The organism is Rhizobium centroccidentale (assembly GCF_030182565.1).
GTDB lineage: Bacteria > Pseudomonadota > Alphaproteobacteria > Rhizobiales > Rhizobiaceae > Rhizobium.
The window spans coordinates 178,495-197,904 of sequence record NZ_JAQJCG010000011.1; the positions used below are offsets into that span (position 1 = coordinate 178,495).

The following is a 19,410-nucleotide window of genomic DNA, read 5'->3' on the forward strand; positions in this document are numbered from 1 at the left end:
CTAGTCAATGGCTACCAACACTGCTCAGATCAACCCGCCGGCTCGTCATATTTCGCAGCAGCAGATCGTCTATCTGCGTCGGAATATCACGTTCAACGGCAATCTCTCGCCAGTCGTCGGGTCTATCCCGGCCGGTGCCATCATCCTGCCGGCTCTTTCCGGCGTTGTTGTCACGACTGGTTTCAATGCCGGTACGACCAACACTCTCGCGATCGGCACCTCTGGCAACGGCACGGCGTTCGCTTCGGCTCTCGCGCTGGGCACCGCGGCATTCGTCGCAATCAGCGCAACATCTGGCTTTCGCCTGGCGGCAGACACGATCATCACGGCAGCCGCCACCGTTTCCGGTACGGCGGCAACGACCGGCGATGCAGACGTGATCATCGCCTACATCGAAAACCAGTAAGCAACGAAGGGGCGGGGAAACTCGCCCCTCTTTCATTTGGAGAATTCCATGTCCGTCAATGCGTGGCTTCACACCGATTGGTCGCTGATCGACTTCGAAGACAAGAAAAAAGAGGCTCCAGTGGCGGCAGCTGAGCCGGCAGAGACGCCGAAAGGCTCATGTCCGAAATGCGGCAAGCATATCGGCAAAGGCCTCCACATGCACATGAAGGGCTGCAATGGACATTCTGGCCAAGCTCACTGAATTGGGCTTCTCAAACGCTTCGATTCTCAACCCTGAACAGGGACTGGCGCGTATCCGCACGGATAAGGGCTGGATTTATCAGCGCTTCGAGACCGAAGACGAAATTGTCGCATGGGCACACAATCGTAAGCCGGGAGCGCAATAATGTCGATTATCGTCACAACCGGCGGCCCGATCTCATCTTTATCGACGGCCATCTCGAGCGCTGCGCCGACCTTTGGCGACATCCTGACGGCAATTGCCGACGACATCGACGACACGACCGGAGAATACACTGCGCAGATCACTTCAGCGATCCTTAGCGCCATCCGCTATTGCGAGCGCTTCGCCTATTATTTCAACGAAACTCGAGACATTACATTCCCGACAGTCGATGGCCAGGAGTGGTATGATGGCGCTGATAATCCGGCAATCCCGACGCTCGTCAACATCGCCATGGTCTATACCGAGGATTCCAACGGCGAGCGCTGGTATGTCAAGCGCGCAATGCCAGATGATATTGAGCTGATCTCCGACAATTCGGCATCGCGCGGGCGCCCTTATGCTTGGACCTATTTCGGGCGCCGCATCCGCCTTTATCCCATTCCGAGCTCAACGGTTTACACCGTTCGTCTGCAGGTTGGCCCATATCGCCTTGACCAGATCACGGACCAAGGCCAGTCGAATGCCTGGACAACGGAAGCCTTCGATCTCATCAAGGCCCGAGCGAAATACATCCTCTATAAGGATACGATCAAAGACGCTGCAATGGCGTCAGAAGCACTCAACGATTTCAACGATCAACAGGCGATGCTTCTCGGAGAAACCGCCAGCCGCAATAGCCGCGGCGTCATCATTGCAACGGCGTTCTAATGCTGATCCCGCTCGCTGAATTCCGGCCGGATGTTGCGGATTTGAATGCGCCCTATACCGGCGAGCTCCGCAACGTTCTTTGCGCTGATGGGTCTTATATTCCAGCCCCTGAGTTTCAAGGAGTTTCCAGTGCGCTTCCGGAAAAGCCTCTGGGGTGGCTTTCGGTGCGCGCTCTTTCTGGCGATGTGATCTTTTTCGCTGGCTCGGCGACGAAGCTCTACATTCTCAACAACACGACATTGACATGGAGCGACATTTCGCTTGCGGCCTATAACGCAAACGATGACGCTCCATGGTCGTTCGGGCTGTTTGGGAGCTTCGTGATTGCGGTAAATCCCAATGATGACCCGCAGGTTTATGAAATTGGCGTTGACGTGCAGTTTCGCGATCTAGGCGGATCTCCGCCGCGCGCCGGCATGGTCAAGGTTTGGGGCGATTTCGTCGCGCTGATGCAGTTGACCGGCAACCCGAACCGCGTTCAGTGGTCTGGCCTGAACAATTGCGAGTTCTGGACGCCTGGCAGCAACAATTCCGACTATCAGGATTTCCCTGACGGCGGGAAGGTCCAAAGCTCATCGGAAGCCACAAACCCTATCATTTTTTTGGAAAGCGCCATCCAAAGAGCAACGTTTGTCCCTGGATCGGCTGAGATTTTCACATTCCTCAAGATCCACGATAAGCGGGGAGCAAAATCGCCTTTTTCGGTCGCGACACGCGCTTCATACGCTTTTTATGCTGATGAAGGCGGCTTTTTCCAGATCGATGTTGATGGCGGAATTACGCCGATCGGCTTTGAAAAGGTCGATCGTACGGTCTTCCGGCGCTTGAACGTCCTCTCGATCTCAAAAATTCTCGGGGCTGTCGATCCATTCTATTCGCGCGTCTATTGGGCGCTCGATTTTGATGGGAATGGCATTTTTGAGACGATCTATGTCTATGACTGGCAGATTGGAAAATGGACAACGATCGATGCAAACGTCATCGGGATTTTCCCTTATGCCACGCAGGGATATACGCTCGAAGGTCTTGATAGCGTTGCCAATCTGGATGCGCTTCCCTTCTCGCTCGACTCCAAGGCGTGGCAGGGTGGAGCGCCTCTTCTCGGTGGGTTTGGCTCTGATTATCGTCTTGGCTCTTTCTCTGGCGACAATCTGGAGGCAATCATTGTCAGCCAGGAAGCAGGGCAGACCGACGGGAGCATCACCAGAACGGCCAGCAGTCAGCCGATCGTCGATAGCTATAATGTCTTTGTCACCATTGGCGTTCGAATGCGTCGCAACGAGTTTGAGCCCATAAACTGGCTTCCTGAGGCTGCGCCATCATTCATAACCGGTCGCATTCGCAAGCGGGCGAGGGGACGGTACTATACCTATCGGATTCGCATCCCAGCGGGCGAAACATGGTCGCATATTAGCGGCGTCGATATCGATCTGAGCCAATCAGGAACGCGATGAAACTGGAACTCACGACCGAATGGCCGTTGGAACGTGTTGCCGCCTATGGCCCGCAGATCACGGCTGCGATGAAGAAACTCATCGCGAAGTTTCCTGAAGATGCAACGCTTCAAAGCATGACGGCAGACATGATGAACGGTCACGTTCAGCTCTGGCTCATGCTGGACGATGCTGACGATTTTAAGGGTATTGTTTTGACGGATGTTCGCTCGATCGAAGCGACCGGCCATAAGTCGGTGCGGATCGTCGGGCTTGCTGGCATCGATGGCGTGGAGCTTTGCCCGCATATCGAAACGATCGAGCAATGGGCATGGGAACAGGGCGCTCAAGACGTTCTGCCTGTTGGCCGTCTCGGATGGAAAAAGCCCTTGTCGAAGCTCGGATATCGCGTTGATCGAATTGTTTATAGGAAAGACCGGCCGCAATGAACACAACCTCAACGCAAAAAACAGAATCCTCCCCTCCCGCATGGTCGAAGGGATTGTATTCGAATTCCGCTTCAGACGCACAGAAACTTTATGACTCTGGGGCTGGGGGAAATACTTATCAGGGAGACACGACGGCCGGCCTCGGCACGACGACGCAGAACGGGATTGCTGGCGTTCAAAACACGGTCAACAACTTGTCCGGCACTACGTCGTCCGCGACCAATCTCGCTGACATGGCATCCGGGAACTATCTGAAGAACGGAAATCCGTATTTCAATCAGGCTCTTCAAGGCCAGCTCGACAACACGGCGGCGCAGGTTCAGTCGCAGTTTTCCGGATCGGGCCGATATGGGTCTGCTGCCAACACGAACGCCCTGACGACGCAGCTTGGCAATATCCGTTCGAATGCGCTTTATAATCAATACAACCAAGATACGCAGAACATGTTGGCGGCAAACAACGCCATCGACTCCGCGAACTCTACGAACTACCAGAACCAGCTTGCCGGCAACCAGGCCGTGATTAGCGCCGGCCAGCTTCAGGATGCTGCCAAGCAGGCGGATTTGGACGCTGCGCAACGGAAATGGACGGCGGAAGACAATCAAGGCTGGACACGGCTTGGTCTTCTTCAGAGTGCGGCTGCTGGGTCATCTGGAAATTACGGAAGCAATGTCGCCACAACGACGCAATCTCCCAATCTGCTTTCGACCATTGGCGGTATCGGCTCGACGGCGGCAAAGTCCGACGTACGGCTGAAGGAAAATATCGTTCCTATCGGCGAAAAGAATGGTCTTCCGATCTACGAGTGGAATTACATCGGACGGTCGGAGCGGTATCGCGGCGTCATGGCTCAAGACGTGCAAAAGGTGCGTCCCGATGCTGTCGTGATGGAAGGCGACGGCTATCTAGGCGTCTATTACGACAAGATCGGCATTTCCATGGAAAGGGTGAACTGAGATGGCTTTCAATCTGCTTGATCTCTTCTCCCCGGCCGCGATGAACCGATTGATCAATCCAAATCCGATCGGCGCCCAACCTCAAAATATGCTTGTCTCCCGCGATATTCCGCAGGACCCACAGATATCCCAGTCTTTCCCGCTGCCAGCCCCTGCCGTAGATCCTCAGACGACAGCAGCAGTTCAGGCTCCCGCTCAGCAGCCAGTCGCCGGGACGCAAGTCGCCTCCTCCGCTCCGTCGAGCCCGTCTTTTTTGGACAAGTACAAGCAATTCTGGGATTCTGATCGTGGGTCTCGCCTTCGCGACATGTTTGCCGGCTGGGCCATGGGAAGCACGCCACAGCAATCTCTTGCATTGGGCGCGGCAATTATGTCTGCCAACTCGAAGGAGCGCACGGCGAAAAACCAAACCTTGGCATGGCTGAAAGGACGCGGCGTTTCCGACGACGAAGCAACATTTCTTTCGGGGAATCCGACGGCGCTCGCTGATTATCTGAAAAACGTCTACGCCGCGCAACGGAATCAAGGTCTCTTGAACGTCGGCAAGGGCGCGGCGCTGTACGATACTGCCTCAAAGCAGTGGATAACACCGCCCGAAGGCGCGGCGGGGAGCCAGGACGAATATGGCTTGACGCCTATTTATGGAAAGGACGCCCAAGGAAATATTATTGCCCTGCAGCCAGGGAAACATGGAACAGTAAATCAGTTGAAGTTGCCTGACGGCGTCACGATCACGCCGCCAGTTCAGCAAACAGACCTTGGAACCAGCGTTCAATATCGCGATAAGTTTGGCAATGTCGTTGACAGCCAGCAGAAGGATATCCGGGGGAAGGCTGCTCAGGAGGTTCTCGGCAAGCAGGAGGGCGGTATGGAGGCGGCCGCCCCAGCGGATTATCAGTCTGCTCAAAACGCGCTCGATACGATCGACGCAATTCGCAGGGATCCGAACAAAGGATGGGGGACCGGCGCGTCTTCCTTGTTCAACTCGATACCGGGGACTTACGGTCGAGACTTTCAGAATAAGGTTGACGCAGCGAAGTCCGGCGCTTTCCTTACCGCCATTCAGCAAATGCGCGGTCTTGGGTCACTTTCCGATGCCGAAGGGCAGGCCGCGACGAAGGCTGTCAACCGTCTTGATACGTCGACATCTGAACAAGAATTCAATAGCGCTCTCGATGACTATGAGAAGATTGTCAGGCAGGGACAGGCGCGCGCTGCTGCAAGAATGAAAAACGCTCCGCAGCAAGCGCCTACCGGAACGGCGGCCGATATCGCAGCCGCTCGTGACGCAATCGCTCGTGGCGCGCCGCGCGATGCCGTTATTAAACGCCTGCAAAGCGCCGGCATCGACACATCAGGACTATAATCATGGCCGGATTGACCTTTGACGATCTGATACCGAAGGATGCGCCTAAAAGCGCTCCGGCAAAGGGGGGCTTGTCGTTTGATGACCTGATTCCGCAGCAGGATAATGCGAGTTCGCCTTCCAATGGTGCTCCAGGCTGGGCAAACACCATCAACTCTTTTGGCGAAGGAATCGTCAATGCTGCCACACTAGGGTTTGGTGACGAATTAGGGGCTGCTGCCGATTACGCTGGCAGTCATATCCTTCCTTGGCGTGATCCAAAGACCTATGATCAGGCCTTGGCGGATGCGCGTAATGAAATGAAACAAACGGCAGCCAGTTCTCCCATTTCCAATATCGCCGGTAATGTGACAGGAGCTGTCGGCAGTGGATTGGGGCTATCCAGAGCTGGATTGTCGCTAGCAACCCGCGCCGCCAATGCAGGGCGCGGTTTGGGCATGACATCACTCGCATCTGCTGCGGATGGAGCGATATTGGGTGGAGCTCAAGGGTTTGGGCAAGGAGAGGGAGGTGTCGGCAATCGTCTTGATAGCGCTGAGAGCGCAGCGCTTTATGGTGGTGTCATTGGGGCCGCTCTCCCCGGCGTCGTGTCAGGTGTAACGGGTGCAGTCCGTCGCGCCATCACTCCATTCACGGCCTCCCCGGAGCGTCAGGCGCTGGCTGACATTCTTGCAAATGAGGGCGTCGATATCACGGCTGGGCAGGCTACAGGAAGTAATGCGCTTCGCTACGCCGAAAGCGAGATTGGTGGGCAGGCCGCGCGCGATATCGCCGAACGGCAAGGAGAGCAATTTACTTCGGCTGCTCTTCGTCGCACAGGGGCAAATGCAAACCGGGCTACGCCAGACGTAATTGACGCGAACTTCGATCGCATTGGCCAGCAATTTGATGATTTGGCGGCGCGAAACAATCTTATTCCAGATCCACGGCTCGCTCAAGATCTCGGAGGAGCATGGCGCGAATATGCCTCGCTTGTTCCAGAAAGCCAGCGCGCGCCCGTTGTTGCTGACATGATCAACGATCTCGGGCAGACACTCAGCCAAGGTCCGTTGGATGGTGCCGCTTATCAAGCAGCACGTTCTCGTTTGGACCGCATGGCGCGCTCATCGGCTCGTGATACTCAACTCCAGAATGCCTTATTTGGAATTCGCAATGCCTTGGATGACGGGATGCAGCGGACTATCGCGCAGACAAATCCGGGTGATCTAGGGGCATGGCAGCAGGCTAGGCGCCAGTATCGGAATATGCTTACGGTCGAACGTGCAATTACCGGCGCTGGTGAGAATGCGGCACAGGGGCTCATAAGCCCATCGGCCTTACGTAACGCGACTGTTTCGACGCAAGGTAGGCGTGCCTATGCTCGCGGCTCTGGCGATTTCGCTGACCTAGCGCGTGCCGGGGAGGGCGTGATGAAGCCGATGCCGAATTCCGGCACGGCCGGCAGATTGCGCGCTCAAAATATCGGAGCCGGCGCCAGTGCGATTATGGGTGCAGTCGCTGGCACTCATGTCGGTGGCCCTGAAATAGGATTGGCGGCCGGCGCGGCGGGCGCTATCGCGCCGCAAATTGTCGGTCGGTTAATGATGACGAGAGCAGGGCAGGCATATTTGCGCAACCAGCTTCTTCAAGGAGGGATTACCGGCCAAACTCGCGCGCAGATCATTGCGGCGCTGAATGCTATGGATGCGCAGGCATTGCCGAAATTGATCGGACAGGATGGTCCTTAAAGTTCATGAGATCGGCCTTGGGCAACATGCCAGTCTACTATGAACCATACAAAAACCATGCCGGTGAACGCGCCTAGGCCGATGTTTCGCCAATCAAATCCGTGGAAGTACCATTGAGTACCCCAAATGAAAGCAAGAACCAGGAATACCGCTCCCCAGATCACCTTGTCCAGTTTTCTGCGAGGTTTTTCATTGGGATCGTGGTCGATGATTTGCATGTCAACGACCGGCCACAATATACAAAAATGCTCTTCCAACGATGAATGGCAAAATAGCTATACCTAAAAGAATAGCGGCGCTTTGCCAATCGGTCGAAAACCAATCATTAGTGCGGATGGTGTTTATGTTCAAAATCAGCATCAAGGCCGACATTGCGCAGCATATCCAATATACGACTTTAGAGAAACGAATTAACATTCTGTCACACATGAACGAGGTTGAGAGTAAGTCAATCTTTTATATATGCGTGTCCTATTAGCCAGTCGTGAAGAATCCGGCTGCGGGCTGCTGTTGTTTCCCATGTGGCCCAAAATAATGGGCAGCAATCCATCTATCAATAGCTTGTTTTAAGGCGGTTCGGTTGAGCCGCCTTTTCCTATGGAGGCGATATGGCCGACCTCATGACCATTCTGGCAGACGCCGCCCAACGTGCTCGCCTCCCGGCCGGGATGAGAAACAATAATCCTGGCAATATCAAATATGTCGGGCAGAAGGTTCCAGGCATAGTTGGGCCATCGGTCAACACTGATCAGGGCGATCCGCAGGCGGTTTTTTCATCGCCTGAAGCCGGTATGGCGGCGATGTACTCCCTCCTCAACAAAAAATATGTCGGCGGCAAAGTGACGCCTGATCAGATAATTGCGGGTCAGGGAGGTTGGACGCCGGGAAACCATCAGGCAGCCGCCAATGTCGCCCGCACAATGGGTATTGGTCCCAATGATGACATTGGCTTCTCAGACCCGGCGCGCGCTGCTTCCTTTATGCATGGGCTCATTCTTCAGGAGCACGGGAACGCCGGAAATCTTTATCCGGAATCCATGATCGCCTCTGCGATCGGCGGCGGAGCATTACCGACTTCGCCAGCTGCACAAACAGCTTCATCTCCATCCATGGCGGCAACTCCAGCGCCGCGCCAATCTGCAATGGGGCGGCTCTTCAACCCTAAATCAGATCCTGACAAGCAGATGGGATTCTTCGGGCGCCTGACAACCGCCCCGGCTCAAGAGGGCGGTAATGGTGTCCCGGCTGCGGTCCAAGCGGCCGCTGAAGGCGGCAACAGCCAGAAATCGCCCCTTTCCAACATCTTCGGCGCGCTCGCTCTGACGCAAGCGCAGCAGCAGCCGCAATTTTCGCCTGTCCAGATACGCGGGCCGACCGCTGAACAGGCGAATGCTCTCAATAATCTTCTTCAGTCCCTTCGCGGCAGGATCGTATAGCCATGTCATCAATTTTCGACTGGAGCTTGAACAGCGCCAACAATGCAAATGCCGATAGCGCTATCAATTGGGCAGAGGGTCAAAATCCTTCGACGGTGAACAATAGCGCGCGCGTCATGATGCAGCGCATCAAGGAGATGCTGAACGATCTCAATGGTGTTCCGCTTGCCACAGGAACGTCGAATGGAATCACAATTACGCTGTCCAGCCCGATCACGGCCTACGCTGACGGCATGCGAGGAAGCTTCAAGGCCGCGTCTGACAACAGCAGCAATGTCACGATCAACGTCAATTCGATCGGCGCGAAACCAGCACTTAAATTCACCGCGTCCGGCGAAACTCAGTTGCTCCCTGGGGAAATCAAGGCCGGCTGTATTTATGAAGTTCTCTATGTCTCTTCTCTGAATTCGGCTGCCGGCGGCTGGCTCGTGCTTAACCCGACCCAGCAAAACACGCCGGTTGGGACGATTATCACGGTCGCATCTGGGCAAACGCCATCTGGCTATCTTCCCCTTGCCGGCGGTGTCTATTCCAGGACCGCATTCCCGGCGCTTTGGGCGCACGCAGCGGCAAGTGGTAACATCACGTCGAGCGATGCTGAGTGGGGATCCTCCCAGCGTTACGGCAGTTATTCGCCTGGCGACGGTAGCACGAATTTTAGAGTGCCAGATCCGCGCGGGTTTTTCGTCCGCGTGTTTGACGGTGGGCGGGGCGTTGATAGCGGTCGTGGCATGGGTACCTATCAAGGAAGCCAAAACCTTTCCCACAGCCACGGCGTCAATGATCCGGGTCATTCCCATAATTGGGGAAACACTGCCCGGGGTTTTGGCATCAACACGACGCCGGGGAACTTCGGTATTTTTGCGCAAGGCGGTTCCAGCCCCGGTGATCTAAACACGACCGGTTCCGGTACTGGCATCAGCATCCAGGGATCCGGAGGCAATGAAAGCCGCCCGCAAAGCATCGCGTGGCCGATGTATGTGAAATACTGACATGGGGAGCCCTGTTGTCGATGCGATCGGGGTTGTTGCCGATCCCCCGAAAATCCGTGTCGTGATTTTCATCAATGGCCGTCTGGTGCATGTCGCCCGCGACGAGCTCGTGAAAGACCTCATCCAAAAGATCGCTGATCTTGAAGCCCGCGTCACCGCATTGGAGAGCGCATAATGGCGAACGTTGCCTATCATACCCATCAGTTCGAAATTCCAACGGCTTCCGAAGCCGATGCGGTAGCGGGGATTGATGATTCCAAGGTAATGACCCCCCTTTTAACTTCGACGGCCATTGCTGCGCTTGCTGCGTCGGCTGCTCAAGGCGCGCTTGCAGAGAGTGCGCTCCAGCCGACAAACGGACAAATGGCCTTTGCCGATAGGGCGACGGCAACAAGTGCGGTTGTTCCGGGCGTCATGAAAAGGTTGGTGACGCAATACTTTTCATTGAGCTACCTATCCGGGGGCGCTTCTTATCGTCTCTCGAGTTCGGGGGAAGTTGCCGGATACCCCACAGCCGCATGGTTCACGACCAACGGAGGGGCGGTTTACTGGCTTCTGGATGAAGTGTTTCCAAATGCTTTCCAGCTTGGGGCTGGCGGTAAGGGCGCGTCCGATGACTATGCGGCCCTCCAGGCGTTGTTCAATTATGCCGATGTCTGCAGCATCCCGGCTGGTGTATTCAACGTTTCCCAGCAACTCGAATTGCCGACCAATCGGCCGATCTCGATCTATGCTGCGGGGGGCGCCGGATTTGGTGATGGTGCATCGACGATCGTAGCAACGTCTGTGATGACGGCGGTAATCAACCGCGCCAATACCGGCGTTCCCATCGGGGGCGGCATTTATAATCTTGGGGTCGATGCCAACAAACTGGGAGGCTATGCCATTGCGATAGCCACCGGCAAGCAGCTGTCGGTGCAGGGATCCAGATTCATAAATGCGACCGTGACTGATGGTCTATTTGGTGATCCTACGATTCCCCGATTCTATGAATCGAGGATCATAGGCTGCGATTTCGGAACGACGGGCACTAGCACCGGGCAGCCATTCGCCAATCCGGCAGATCTCCCTGATTACAATCTTAAACTTCAGGGATTCGCCACCGACAACATGATCATAAACAACGTATTCGCGAATGCCAAACTCGCGAATGTGCGCTCGTTGCCCGGAAATAATACCTTCATCGCCAACCATACATACGGCTCTCCTACTACGCATTTTGCTCAGTATGGTTTCCAAGTAGATGGTGGCCATACTCTGATTGGCAATTTCAGCGATGGCTCGACCGTAGCCGCGTTTTTCTTGAACGGATCCGACATTACCGCACAGGCAAACCTTGCTTATTGGGCGCCGGGCTCCGGTTCTGGTGACGCATTCTTGATCGCGGGCAACCAAAACAATATCAAGATCTCCGGCTCAAGATACGCAAACCTGCCTGCCGGCGGCAAAAAGGTCGCGCTTACAGGCGGAAATTGGCCGACCGACAGCCAGATTTTTGATGGAGTTTTGGGTAGCACAGGTGACAGGCTCCTTATTGGTGGTCAGACTTCCTTCTTCTCAGTCGGCGGCTCAAGCTCATCCGCTATGCAGGTCGCAACATCGGGCTCAACGATCCAGAGCGCTATCCAGTATAGCAATAATTCGACGGCTCCGATCGTTTCCATTGCCAAATCTCGCGGCGCGGCTCCGGGCACTTTCGCTTCCGTCCAGAACTCGGACGGTTTGGCAACGATCAACTTCGTCGCCGATGACGGTACAAGCTATTCCACCGTAAGCGCCCGCATCCTGGCTCAGGTCGATGGAGCGCCGGCCACCGGCAGTATTCCAAGCAGGCTGAGCTTCGCCACATCGCCTGTCGCCGGCACGCTTCGTGAAGCCTTCCGAATGGGCCCAGATGCAAGTCTTCTGCATGGCCCTTCTGCGGTCTCCGTCGTAAATACGTCGGGGCTGCTGGGCCTGCGTTCGTTTACCGTTGCGACACTTCCCAGCGCATCGGCAAACGCGCGCAACATGATCTATGTGTCCGATGGCACCGCAAACCAGCGTCTGGCTGTCTCTGACGGGACGAATTGGCGGTTCCCCAGCGGCTCTATTGTTTCGTAATTCAGAAAGGACGACTTATGTCTGTCGAAGATGTCAAAGTTCCATATGAAATCCTCGTCCGATTCGATGAGAATGGGGCACCAAGCGGCGCGCATGTGCAATATCGCCGCCGCGTAACTCTCGATGGGGAGTTGCTTAAAGAAGAGGTCCAGGACGCGCAGCCTATCGATCTTGATGGCTTTCCCACAAGCGCGATCATGTCGGACGCCACCAAAAGTGCGTTGGCAAAAATTGATAACCAGGCGTCGCAGATCGCATTGCTCACTGAACAACTCGATCGAGCAAATGAACTTCTGTCAAGCTTATCAGCCGAGCCGAAAACCACAGAATAGCCTTGGCAATTTTCGCAACCGAATGCTAGACCTTGGGTCTAATTTGGGGTTGAAGCTCGATGCGAAAATACAATGAGTGGCTGCCCGGCGCATGGGCAAAATCCTTGCCGGATTCCTATTTCTCTTCAATGGGTTCATTGGTAGACGACGTTACCCAAGGTTGGTTTACCGAAAAGGATGTCGCGGAGGGATACGCGGACTATATTCGCGCTCGATACATCTTCGGGAGAATGGAGATTTGCCACGATCGGATCATGCCTTGGTTGACCGAAGCCATTCCGTATCTCGGAAATGTTTTGGAAATCGGGTGTGGAAATGGCTCCGCAACGGTCTGCTTAGCTGAGAGGGCGGCTCACGTTTTCGCTTTTGACTTGGCGGCGGATCAGGTTGAAGTTGCAAAAAAGCGGTGTGATCTCCTCTCTGTCGCCAATGTGACAGCATTCGCCCAGCCGGTTTCGTGGATCGATGACTATTTTGTCGATCCTTCCAAAATCACCAAGTCAGCGGATACGATCGTCTGCTATGCTCTCTTCGAGCACCTTCTGCCTGCAGAGCGGATTAAGTTGCTGATCGGCGCATGGAAGCAACTGCCTATCGGCGGCCATCTTGTGATCATAGAGACGCCGAATAGGCTTTATCCCTTTGATTGGCATTCATCGCAAATGCCGTTTATGGATCAATTGCCGCCGGAAATATCTTACCTCTGGAATAGCTTTTCGGGACGAAACAGCATCGCGAAGGACATAAAGGCGACAACGCTAGCCGAGATGAGAGAGGGTAATATCGAGCGATTGTATCGTTTCGGCAGAGGAGCGAGCTTTCACGAATTTTATGCAGCGCTCGGGGCAGATAATTTCGAAATAGCCAATAAGTCCATTCTCGATCGCCGCGAGTTTCTACAGTGGAACCAGAGCTGGATTGATGTTCTGCATGAGCAATTTGGCATGGTCACGCCTGTACCGCATGTTGCTTTTGCCCAGCCTTGTCTTGATCTCATAGTCAAGAAAACAGGCAATAGTCGAATGTCGGAATAGTTCTCCTCGCAATAGCAACCTGCTGGCGCCCATTGAGGCGCCCTTTTTATTCCAAGACAGAGATCCCATGAAACCGAAACTCGTCCCCGACTGGGGCCGGGTGCTTCGCCGTGCGTGGAGCATCCGGCTCATCATTGTGGCTGGCATTCTGTCCGGCTGCGAAGTCGCCCTCCCGATCATCGATCAGTTCGTCTCCATACCGCGCGGCACGTTTGCGGCGCTGACGGGCCTCGTCACCTGTGGCGCGCTGATCTCGCGCCTCGTCGCGCAAGAAAACCTGAAAGGTAACTCTGATGCCGATCAATAAGATCGTTGCTACCAAGCGCGGGAGGGCAGCGATCGCCGCCGCTCTCGTCGCTGCCGCGGCTGCCGGCTGGCAGTCCGTCAAGGATACCAACCCGGCAAAGCACGTCTATCCGCCGGCCGTGATCCTCGCGACCGACAAGCTGATCAAGCCCTGGGAAGGTCTTGTTCTTAAGGCCCACTGGGACCCGTACGCCAAGATTTATGACATCTGCTACGGCAAGACCCGGATCAACGGCAAGCCCGTCACCGCGGGCATGAGCTTCACCAAGGATGAATGCGATGATTTCCTCGAGCAGGAAGTCTACGAGGAATATTACCTGCCGCTCACCAAGCAGGTGCCGAAGTTCACGAGCTTCCCTGTTAGCTTGCAGGCCTCGCAGATCTCCGGCGGCTATAACTTCGGGCTGGGAGCGTTGTTGCGATCGAGCGCCATGCGGGAGGCTGGAAAGGGAAACTATCGGCCGGCCTGCGAAATGCAGGCCCGATTCAATCAAGCTGGCGGCCAAGTCGTCAATGGGCTGGTCAAGCGGCGCGAGATGGGTGATGCCCAACGGCTGGGCGAAGCTGAAATCTGCGTGAGTGGTCTCTGATGCTCGGTCTCCTCGACTATCTCAAAATCGGCGCCGGCATTGCAGTCGGCGCGGCACTCGTCTTTTACCCGGCGCGCTGGATTGGCCAGGGCGAAGGTAAGCAGATGGCTGCGACGGCAGCCATCACAAAATCCGTAAGGCTCCTCCGCGAAAGGAACGTGGTCAATGATCAGGTCTCTACTTCTGACGCTGCCTATCTGTGTGCTGATTTCGGCCTGTCAGACGGCGACGCCGCAGAATGCGTGCGACGGATGGCAGAAACTAACGCCAAGCCTGGCAACGTCGGTAACGATCCTGCAAACGGATCGGCCATTTGCCAACCAGGTCGCGGCCCACAATAAGTTCGGCCACGAGCAGAAGTGCTGGTGATGTCGGCGCGCGTTAGCCTCGTCCTCTTTATTCTATCGACTGGCGCTTTCCTTTGCGTAATCGCCGCCGGCCTTCTCTCCATACCGCATTGAAAGCACAGAAATGACGCCACAAAGCGAAACCGATATGACCGATTTGAGACCGCGTGTTGTCAATCTCGAGCATCAATTGTCAGATCACCATCACCGTCTGACAAAAATGGAAGAATGGCGCCATACGAGCGATATCGCGGATGCTAAAATGGAGGAGCGCTTTAAGGGGGTCGAAAAGCAGCTCAACAAGATCGATTCTAACATTTCCCGCCTGATGTGGATTTTCATAGGCGGGTGCGCCTCGGGCGTCGTTGCATTCCTGATGAACGGAGGGTTCAAGGTTCCGTAATCAGGAAGTCATTTTGATACGAGCCTACCGTTTTCATATGCTTTATCCCAGATACGCTCTTTATAATCATCCGTCCCGAACTCGTCACGCATGATAAAGCCTCCCTGGCGGAGCTGCAGCCGTGTCGTCTTCGAATGATGCGATAGCAGTTCTGTAAACGCCCTCTGGGCCGCAACGACGTTGTTCATTCCGCCCAGCCTCTCCTTGCGCCGGCCGTCTTCCACATAGACTTCATCAATCGAGAAGTTGAAGCGATCCCCGAAGAAGTTCTCCTTCTCGGAACCGGGGAGCACATAGATGGCACTCTCTCTCCCCACATCGCAGAAATAGATTCGCTCCTTGCCGTAGATCCAGACGATGCGATCGCCATGACCTCTACGGGCCTTGGAGCAGACCTGCCATTCGCCATTGAAATTTATCAGCCGATAGTCGCGGGGCATTTCTCCACCTCAGTCTTTTGAGTTTGCCGCCGCCATGATGTTCTAACTATGTTCTGGTTTGGGGTGGAGTCAAGCAACAAGCAATGCAGAACTGTGACCTGCCTTGATCGTCCGCTTTCCACAGGAACAAAAAAATGTGGATTTCATTTTACAGTTTGCTCTTGACGCCGCTGGAAATGCTTGGTCATTTTCGGCTTCATTTTACAGGCGCACTTGCTGCAACGTCTTGTTTATTGGCTGAATGCGTAGAGATTTGTAATCAGGGGGTCGCGGGTTCGAACCCTGCCGGGGGCACCATTTTCCTGGATATCCTCAATCGTTTCATCTCCGGTATGGAAAACCGGTGGCGGTGACATAATATGTAGTCGTGCGCGAGTTCCGAACACGCGCAGCAGCCATCGCTCCTATATTCGTGTGCTTGGAACCCTATGCCCAGCAAACCCAAGAAGCCTAAACTCGAACACTCCGAGCTTTCGGGTGAATTCACCGACGATGGCGTGACCGTTCTGGTCGATATCTTTCGCCCGGCCGGCACCAATGCCGACTGGCGGATGGAGGTCATCACGCCGGAAGAGGATTTGATCGAATGGGAAGAACCCTTCGCGACAGACCGCGAGGCATTCGATGAGTTCCTTGCGACGATCGCTCGCGATGGCATCAGGTCGTTCTTCGACGAAGCGGATCCTGCGATACACTGATCACCTGTCCGGGCATTGGCGGCGCTGGGTGCGCGGAAAGATCAGCCTTGGGAAGGGGCTCGCCGTCACATGAAGGCGGCCATCAATATCAGAAATGTGGCTATGTTTGCGATACGGCAGGCCGCGGCCGGGCTCTGTTTATTTGCGTACCAGCAGCAACGGCTCGCCTTCCTCTTCTTCGGACTTCTGGAAACTGCCGTCGGGCTTCATATCGAAGGAGAGCGAGGAGCCGTCACTGCCCAGCATGACAAGCCCGAACCCTTCTGTCGCCCAGAGTGAGAGCTTGAGGTCGCCGACTTCGCTGGCGCAATCGCCGCTCGGAGACATCTTGGAAGTGCCGTCCTGATCCTTGTCTGTGGTGAGCGTGATATCGCAGACGGGCTTGCCGTCCGGTGTCTGGATGCGCCACGCACCTGCAAGGCTTGCAGCGGTCGGCACATGGTCGACATCGCCGAGCGCCGGCAGCAGCCAGGTCGGATCGCCGCCTTCGCTTTCCCACGGTGAGCCTTCCTCCTGCTGGAAGCGCATGAGCGGCTTGCCCCCACCGTCCGCGATCGCCAGCGCGCCATCATCGGTGAAATTCCAGATCTTGGCCGCGGTAAGGGCGGGGAGCGGCATCGCGCATGCATCCGCCCCTGTAATCTCGTAGCCCCCGGAGACCGTATTCGTCCCGAAGGTGAGGCGGCAGCCCTGGGCGCCGCTTTCCGGCGCTACCAGCCAGACGCCTGCTTGCGCCTGGATCATTTCGTCATCGGCGGCGCGCGCCGGCTGGACTATGGTCAAAGCAAGGGCAGCGGCAACCGCCGCAGGACCAAGAAGACGGATCAAAGCAAATTCTCCCAACGTGCTGCGGCCGCCAAGGGCGCCACTATGATTTGAGATAGGACCGCGTTGCATATAGCGCGATCGCGGCAGCATTCGAGACATTGAGTGACTTGATGGCGCCCGGCATATCGAGCCGAGCGAGCGCATTCACCGTCTCCCGTGTCTTCTGGCGCAGGCCCTTGCCCTCGGAGCCAAGCACGAGGGCGATCTTGTCGCCGCTGAAGGTGCCTTCCAGCGGTGCCGGACCTTCCGAATCAAGGCCGATCGTCGTGAAGCCGAGCCGGTGCAGCTCGCCGAGCGCATCGGCGAGATTGGTGATCTGTATATAAGGTATGAGTTCCAGTGCGCCGGAGGCCGATTTTGCCATGACGCCTGATTCGGTCGGGCTGTGGCGCTGTGTCGTGATGACGGCACCCGCATCGAAAGCGACGGCTGAGCGCATGATGGCGCCGACATTATGCGGGTCCGTCACCTGATCGAGGACCAGCAGCAACGGGCTGTCCTTCAATGCCTCAAGCCTGCGCACGGGCAGGGGGCGCGTTTCCAGCATGACGCCTTGGTGAATCGCTTCCGGGCCGAGCACCTTGTCGATATCCTGCGGCGAGACGATCTCGACGGGAATGCCGAGCGCGTCGGCGGGGCCGATTTCCAGCCGCACCAGCGCATTCTGCGTCGTCGACAGCTTGATGTTCTTGCGCTCGGGATTGGCAAGCGCGGCGCGGACCGTATGCAGGCCATAGAGAAAGACCTGATCGGGCGCGAGCGCCGGCGGCTTCCAATCGTCAGCGCCCGCCTTCTTGCGCTTCTGTGGCGTGGGCGTCGGGATTTCGCCACGCTCGCGCTTGGCATCGCGATGCGCGCGCCGCAAGGTGGCGTAGTGCGTGTCCTTGGCGGACTTGTCGCCGGTGATGTAGTCTTGGCCCTGGTGGCCGGTTTTTTTATCTTTGCTCATGCGGCTTTATAACCAGCGTGTCCGCGAGCGCATAGTCCTCTTTGACCTGTGGACTTTTTCCACGGGCTGAAATTTTTTTGTCATTTTTGGCAATTCCTTGTGTTGACAGACGGAAGTGGTCCGGCCATATACGCGGCGCAGATCACGGCGGCGACGCCACGGTCTGACAAGCTTGGTCGCAAGATCCAGTCGGAATACTGGAGGGATGCCCGAGTGGTTAAAGGGGACGGACTGTAAATCCGTTGGCTCAGCCTACGTTGGTTCAAATCCAACTCCCTCCACCATTCCGTGCCGGATCTTGACCATCCCGCGGGTATAGCTCAATGGTAGAGCAGCAGCCTTCCAAGCTGAATACGCGGGTTCGATTCCCGCTACCCGCTCCAAGAATTTCAATTTGTTAGCATCTTTATCGTTCTTTGTTACGGCAAAGAGCGTGCCCTACATTGCACGGTTGCTGGTCCTGATCGCTGCTTCGGTCAGCGTGTCTCACCGGCTCGTATTAGCTTTGGTCTTTGCGTATTTGACATGAAGGGTTGCTTATATTTGCGCGAGCGATACATATTGCTCAGGCAACCGAAACGGGAGAGCGCAAATGGGTATCTTCGACAAGATCAAGGGTGCAATCTGGGGAGAGGCAAAGGCTGCCGAGGCAGCTCCGGCACCTTCGACCACTGCCGCAACCGCCAATCCGGCGCCAGCGCCGACACCGGCTCCTTCAGCGACTACGGCAGCGACCTCGCCTGCGACCAGCGCGCCGTCCGCTCCGGTGGATATCGCCTCGATCCTTGATGCTGCTGTCAAGAAAAGCGGCCAGAAGCTCGACTGGAAGCATTCCATCGTCGATCTGATGAAGGCACTCGGCATGGATGCGAGCCTTTCCGAGCGCAAGGAACTGGCGCAAGAGCTTGGCTATACCGGCGATACGGGCGATTCCGCCAAGATGAACATATTCCTCCACAAGGCTCTTCTGAAGAAGCTTGCGGACAATGGCGGCAAGGTACCGGCCGATCTGCTCGATTGATCGCTGCAAAGCTTCGGCGTCTTCGATCGGCTGCGTCGAATGTTGCATCGTGACAAACGACGATTGATTGTGGTTTGATAATTCTGCGCCCTTTCCTGCCGGGAGAGGGCGCTTTGCGTTCGAGATCGGACGAATTTCTCCCCCTCTAACGGCACTGGATTTCTTCGCCGTGCCTCCCTATGTAAGCGCCTGAACCGGCAAATGCTTTTTTGTCTTTCCGGATCGACCGGCGGACCTTACGCGGCGAAGGAATGTTGATGGCTTGAGATCATCTGTCGTCGGCCAGACTTCGCCCGGAATGGGGCCTGCAATTAAGTCTTGCGCAAATGCGATGAAAGCCTTAAACGGCGGCACTAAACCGGTTCGCCGGGGTCACTCATTACGTTCACAGGAAGCATTCAAATGGCAAAGAGTAAGTTTGAGCGCAATAAGCCGCACGTTAACATTGGTACGATCGGTCACGTTGACCACGGCAAGACGTCCTTGACGGCAGCGATCA

General features: G+C 55.9%; 26 protein-coding genes and 2 tRNA genes. 24 read left to right on the forward strand and 4 right to left on the reverse strand.

Annotated features, from left to right (window positions below; genetic code table 11):
- Positions 1-7: 7 nt before the first annotated feature.
- The 9 genes from PH562_RS16710 to PH562_RS16750 all read left to right on the forward strand — a co-directional run bounded on the left by PH562_RS16710 (position 8) and on the right by PH562_RS16750 (position 7,432).
- Positions 8-406 carry a hypothetical protein gene (locus PH562_RS16710; protein WP_285174223.1) on the forward strand — a complete coding sequence of 133 codons (399 nt, stop codon included), beginning with the start codon at positions 8-10 and terminating at the stop codon, positions 404-406.
- Between the two features lie 48 nt (positions 407-454).
- Positions 455-649 carry a hypothetical protein gene (locus PH562_RS16715; RefSeq protein ID WP_285174224.1) on the forward strand — a complete coding sequence of 65 codons (195 nt, stop codon included), beginning with the start codon at positions 455-457 and terminating at the stop codon, positions 647-649.
- Positions 624-794 (forward strand): hypothetical protein, encoded by a 171-nt coding sequence (locus PH562_RS16720; RefSeq protein ID WP_285174225.1) that lies wholly within the window; start codon positions 624-626, stop codon positions 792-794. The genes PH562_RS16715 and PH562_RS16720 overlap by 26 nt, the downstream gene beginning before the upstream one ends.
- Entirely contained in the window at positions 794-1,501 is a 708-nt protein-coding gene (locus tag PH562_RS16725; protein ID WP_285174226.1) for a hypothetical protein, read from the forward strand. The genes PH562_RS16720 and PH562_RS16725 overlap by 1 nt, the downstream gene beginning before the upstream one ends.
- The gene (locus PH562_RS16730) at positions 1,501-2,955 is read left to right on the forward strand and encodes a hypothetical protein (protein WP_285174227.1); all 1,455 of its coding nucleotides are present in this window, start codon (positions 1,501-1,503) and stop codon (positions 2,953-2,955) included. The genes PH562_RS16725 and PH562_RS16730 overlap by 1 nt, the downstream gene beginning before the upstream one ends.
- On the forward strand, positions 2,952-3,383 hold the full coding sequence (locus PH562_RS16735; protein WP_285174228.1) for a hypothetical protein: 432 nt from the start codon (positions 2,952-2,954) through the stop codon (positions 3,381-3,383). Before PH562_RS16730 ends, PH562_RS16735 begins: the two co-directional genes overlap by 4 nt.
- Before the next feature lie 194 nt (positions 3,384-3,577).
- A complete protein-coding gene (locus PH562_RS16740) occupies positions 3,578-4,339 on the forward strand; it encodes a tail fiber domain-containing protein (protein WP_285174229.1) in 762 nt (253 codons plus the stop codon).
- Position 4,340: 1 nt separating this feature from the next.
- Positions 4,341-5,705, forward strand: coding sequence for a hypothetical protein (locus PH562_RS16745; protein WP_285174230.1), 1,365 nt, complete (start codon positions 4,341-4,343; stop codon positions 5,703-5,705).
- Between the two features lie 2 nt (positions 5,706-5,707).
- Entirely contained in the window at positions 5,708-7,432 is a 1,725-nt protein-coding gene (locus PH562_RS16750; RefSeq protein WP_285174231.1) for a hypothetical protein, read from the forward strand.
- Between the two features lie 219 nt (positions 7,433-7,651).
- On the opposite strand, the gene PH562_RS16755 is transcribed toward PH562_RS16750, so the two are convergent.
- The gene (locus PH562_RS16755; RefSeq protein WP_285174232.1) at positions 7,652-7,804 is read right to left on the reverse strand and encodes a hypothetical protein; all 153 of its coding nucleotides are present in this window, start codon (positions 7,802-7,804) and stop codon (positions 7,652-7,654) included.
- 236 nt (positions 7,805-8,040) lie between these two features.
- Here PH562_RS16755 and PH562_RS16760 point away from each other — a divergent pair, with 236 nt between their 5' ends.
- The 10 genes from PH562_RS16760 (at position 8,041) to PH562_RS16805 (ending at position 14,975) form a co-directional block, all read left to right on the forward strand.
- Positions 8,041-8,868: a hypothetical protein gene (locus PH562_RS16760; RefSeq protein WP_285174233.1), complete on the forward strand. Its 828-nt coding sequence runs from the start codon at positions 8,041-8,043 to the stop codon at positions 8,866-8,868.
- 2 nt (positions 8,869-8,870) lie between these two features.
- Positions 8,871-9,860, forward strand: a complete 990-nt coding sequence (locus tag PH562_RS16765) for a phage tail protein (protein ID WP_285174234.1) — start codon at positions 8,871-8,873, stop codon at positions 9,858-9,860.
- A 1-nt stretch (position 9,861) separates the two neighbouring features.
- Positions 9,862-10,035 carry a hypothetical protein gene (locus tag PH562_RS16770; protein ID WP_285174235.1) on the forward strand — a complete coding sequence of 58 codons (174 nt, stop codon included), beginning with the start codon at positions 9,862-9,864 and terminating at the stop codon, positions 10,033-10,035.
- A complete protein-coding gene (locus PH562_RS16775) occupies positions 10,035-11,963 on the forward strand; it encodes a hypothetical protein (protein WP_285174236.1) in 1,929 nt (642 codons plus the stop codon). Before PH562_RS16770 ends, PH562_RS16775 begins: the two co-directional genes overlap by 1 nt.
- A 17-nt stretch (positions 11,964-11,980) precedes the next feature.
- A complete protein-coding gene (locus PH562_RS16780; protein WP_285174237.1) occupies positions 11,981-12,295 on the forward strand; it encodes a hypothetical protein in 315 nt (104 codons plus the stop codon).
- 59 nt (positions 12,296-12,354) lie between these two features.
- The gene (locus PH562_RS16785; RefSeq protein ID WP_285174238.1) at positions 12,355-13,329 is read left to right on the forward strand and encodes a class I SAM-dependent methyltransferase; all 975 of its coding nucleotides are present in this window, start codon (positions 12,355-12,357) and stop codon (positions 13,327-13,329) included.
- A gap of 67 nt (positions 13,330-13,396) precedes the next feature.
- Positions 13,397-13,636 carry a DUF7940 domain-containing protein gene (locus tag PH562_RS16790; RefSeq protein WP_285174239.1) on the forward strand — a complete coding sequence of 80 codons (240 nt, stop codon included), beginning with the start codon at positions 13,397-13,399 and terminating at the stop codon, positions 13,634-13,636.
- Positions 13,623-14,225: a lysozyme gene (locus tag PH562_RS16795; RefSeq protein WP_285174240.1), complete on the forward strand. Its 603-nt coding sequence runs from the start codon at positions 13,623-13,625 to the stop codon at positions 14,223-14,225. The genes PH562_RS16790 and PH562_RS16795 overlap by 14 nt, the downstream gene beginning before the upstream one ends.
- On the forward strand, positions 14,225-14,566 hold the full coding sequence (locus tag PH562_RS16800) for a hypothetical protein (RefSeq protein WP_285174241.1): 342 nt from the start codon (positions 14,225-14,227) through the stop codon (positions 14,564-14,566). The genes PH562_RS16795 and PH562_RS16800 overlap by 1 nt, the downstream gene beginning before the upstream one ends.
- A 130-nt stretch (positions 14,567-14,696) precedes the next feature.
- The gene (locus PH562_RS16805) at positions 14,697-14,975 is read left to right on the forward strand and encodes a hypothetical protein (protein WP_285174242.1); all 279 of its coding nucleotides are present in this window, start codon (positions 14,697-14,699) and stop codon (positions 14,973-14,975) included.
- An 8-nt stretch (positions 14,976-14,983) separates the two neighbouring features.
- On the opposite strand, the gene PH562_RS16810 is transcribed toward PH562_RS16805, so the two are convergent.
- Entirely contained in the window at positions 14,984-15,415 is a 432-nt protein-coding gene (locus PH562_RS16810) for a hypothetical protein (RefSeq protein ID WP_285174243.1), read from the reverse strand.
- Between the two features lie 428 nt (positions 15,416-15,843).
- Between PH562_RS16810 and PH562_RS16815 the strand changes: the two genes are divergently transcribed.
- Positions 15,844-16,113 (forward strand): hypothetical protein, encoded by a 270-nt coding sequence (locus PH562_RS16815; protein WP_015339580.1) that lies wholly within the window; start codon positions 15,844-15,846, stop codon positions 16,111-16,113.
- 138 nt (positions 16,114-16,251) lie between these two features.
- Here the strand turns inward: PH562_RS16815 and PH562_RS16820 are convergent, their stop codons facing one another.
- Positions 16,252-16,941, reverse strand: coding sequence for an AprI/Inh family metalloprotease inhibitor (locus PH562_RS16820; RefSeq protein WP_285174244.1), 690 nt, complete (start codon positions 16,939-16,941; stop codon positions 16,252-16,254).
- Between the two features lie 40 nt (positions 16,942-16,981).
- On the reverse strand, positions 16,982-17,890 hold the full coding sequence (gene rlmB / locus PH562_RS16825; protein WP_285174245.1) for a 23S rRNA (guanosine(2251)-2'-O)-methyltransferase RlmB: 909 nt from the start codon (positions 17,888-17,890) through the stop codon (positions 16,982-16,984).
- A 199-nt stretch (positions 17,891-18,089) separates the two neighbouring features.
- Between rlmB and PH562_RS16830 the strand changes: the two genes are divergently transcribed.
- The 4 genes from PH562_RS16830 to PH562_RS16845 form a co-directional block, all read left to right on the forward strand.
- Positions 18,090-18,174, forward strand: a tRNA-Tyr gene (locus PH562_RS16830).
- Positions 18,175-18,199: 25 nt separating this feature from the next.
- Positions 18,200-18,273: transfer RNA gene (locus PH562_RS16835), tRNA-Gly, on the forward strand.
- A gap of 209 nt (positions 18,274-18,482) precedes the next feature.
- Entirely contained in the window at positions 18,483-18,911 is a 429-nt protein-coding gene (locus tag PH562_RS16840; RefSeq protein WP_113233716.1) for a DUF3597 domain-containing protein, read from the forward strand.
- A gap of 402 nt (positions 18,912-19,313) precedes the next feature.
- A partial coding sequence (locus PH562_RS16845; RefSeq protein ID WP_133624442.1) for a GTP-binding protein occupies positions 19,314-19,410 on the forward strand: 97 nt, incomplete at its 3' end.